The following is a 2028-nucleotide window of genomic DNA, read 5'->3' as shown; positions in this document are numbered from 1 at the left end:
GGTTCGCCCCATGTTTTCCCCCTNGGCCGCCCAGCAAAGCACGTCCTTTTCCCGTCGGTCAACGCGGGCAAGGCGGGCGTTTCCCTTGCCTGGGCCTGGAGTCCCGGCCGTAGCGCCAGCATGCGCTCGTGATAGGAAAGGCCGGCCAGCCTGAGCCAAGCTGGTGTGGCCCTGGCCATATCGGCGGGGGTTTGCCCCCAAAACAGGGAAAGGATGGAACTCGCCAGCTGGCCATTGTGATCAAGGGCATGGGCCGGGATGACGTAGCCCTGTTGCAGGCCATAGGCTTCGGCGGCCTCCATGACACGCTGGCCCGTTGTCTTCTGTCCCCGCCGGCGGCCGAGATTGAAGTCGGGTATGTCCGCCCAGCTGAAGGCTGCATTGGTCCTGGCGGCTCGGGCCAGGACGGGGTCGTATCGATGAAACTCTTCCCGGATATATACCTCGGCGAAGTCAGGGCGGCATGTGGTTTGGTGGTAGGGAACGACTGTTGCTCCCGTCCGGTCGCGTACCATACGGGCATCGATGTACGAAAAGCCCTCGTACCCGAAGCCCTGGATGATGCTGTGAAACACCTTCGGCATGTCATCCACGGAATCGCACCCGGCGATCCGGCTCAGTGCCGTTTCCAATGTGTCCATGAATTCTAGCCCCCAACCCCATGATGTGGCCGCCGGCCCGAGCCCCCGATCGATTTCATCGTCCAAACGGCCAGTTATTGCGAGTGCGACATTTTAGTATTGCAGGTCTCCCAGCGCTACACGGGAGACGCGAATATGACGACCAAAGGCAACGGGCTGAACGTCCGCCGCTTCCAATACAGGCACGCCCGCGAGATGGCCCAGGCCTGGAGGCTACGGAACGAGGTGTTCCGCCAGCGGAAGGGCTGGCCCATCCCAGCGATGTACGGCCTGGAAATGGACCACCTCGACAAGGTCGCGGAGCATCTGGGCGTCTTCCTGGGTGATCAGCTCGTAGCCTACTTGCGTCTCCTGCGCTGTGACGGGCACACCCTCTGGGCGGACAGCTTCCCCCAGTTCTTGGTCTCCCTGCCCTGCCCACCTGCCCTGGCTTGGGAGGCAAGCCGGTTCGCCGTCGCGGATATCGGCAGGCTATCGACCTCGGCTGCCCGGCTGCTGGTCCGCCAAGGATTGGCTCTGGGGCAGGCTTTGGGCGCCGAGCTGCTGCTGGCGGTGACCGAGCCGGATTTCGCCCTGTTCCTGCGCCGGAGCGGTGTCCCGCTGGATGACCTGGTTGCACCCCAGGTGGTTGGCCATTCCATCCAAGGACCGGTCCGCGCTCTCCTGGTCAGCACGCGGTTGCCGGCCAACAGCAGCTGCCAGCTGCGTCATTTCCCCTTACCAGCGGCTGGGCCGGCTCGGCGGGAGGCCGCGGCGCTGCGCCTGGCCTGCCGACTCCCCTCAAAAGCCGCCTGAGGAGGCCAGGATGCCAAAACCGGATGAATTCCTGAACCAAGGCCTGTTCCGGAGCTTTCGCCGTGATCCACTCCGGTTTGTCGAGGAACACCTCGGCGATGCGGATGAACCACTGCTCTGCCGTTATGCCACCCAGAACATCGCTTTCATCGCGGACCCCGCGGGCTTTCGCCATGTCCTGGTGGACAAACGGGACCGCTACGCCAAGGGGCGTGAGGTCGGAAGGCTGCGCAGCCTCATGGGCCGCTCCATCCTGACGGCCCGAACCAACGGGGAGGATGGATCGCCCGACTACGAGGAATGGCATCAAGCCCATGAGGCTGCCAAAGCGGTCTTCGCGCCGGCCTCCCTAAAGCAGAGGATCGCCTTTGCAGAGGGGGAACTGGGGGCGACCGTCGCGGACCTGGCAAGGCGCGTGGCCCGCGCCGGCGGGGAAGTCCAACTTGACCTCCATGAACAACTGGNGGCGTCGTCCTTGCGCATGGCGGCGGCGTCGCTGTTCAACACCGCCTGAAAGATGAAGACGCCGCTTCGCTCATCAAGCCTGCGTGGTCGCTCATCAGAGGATCACGGAATCCATGTGGCGGCTGGT

Annotated in this window: 2 protein-coding genes; one reads left to right on the top strand and one right to left on the bottom strand. The window is 64.2% G+C overall.

Annotated features, from left to right (window positions below):
* Positions 1-641: autoinducer binding domain-containing protein (locus tag I55_RS22335; protein WP_044562803.1), on the bottom strand; the 641-nt coding region annotated here is incomplete at its 3' end.
* Between the two features lie 135 nt (positions 642-776).
* Here I55_RS22335 and I55_RS22330 point away from each other — a divergent pair.
* Positions 777-1436 carry an acyl-homoserine-lactone synthase gene (locus I55_RS22330; RefSeq protein ID WP_044562802.1) on the top strand — a complete coding sequence of 220 codons (660 nt, stop codon included), beginning with the start codon at positions 777-779 and terminating at the stop codon, positions 1434-1436.
* The last annotated feature ends 592 nt before the right edge of the window (positions 1437-2028 follow it).

This window comes from Azospirillum sp. B4 (assembly GCF_000333275.1).
In the GTDB taxonomy this organism is placed as follows: Bacteria; Pseudomonadota; Alphaproteobacteria; order Azospirillales; family Azospirillaceae; genus Nitrospirillum.
This window is presented reverse-complemented; position numbering and strand designations above follow the sequence as displayed.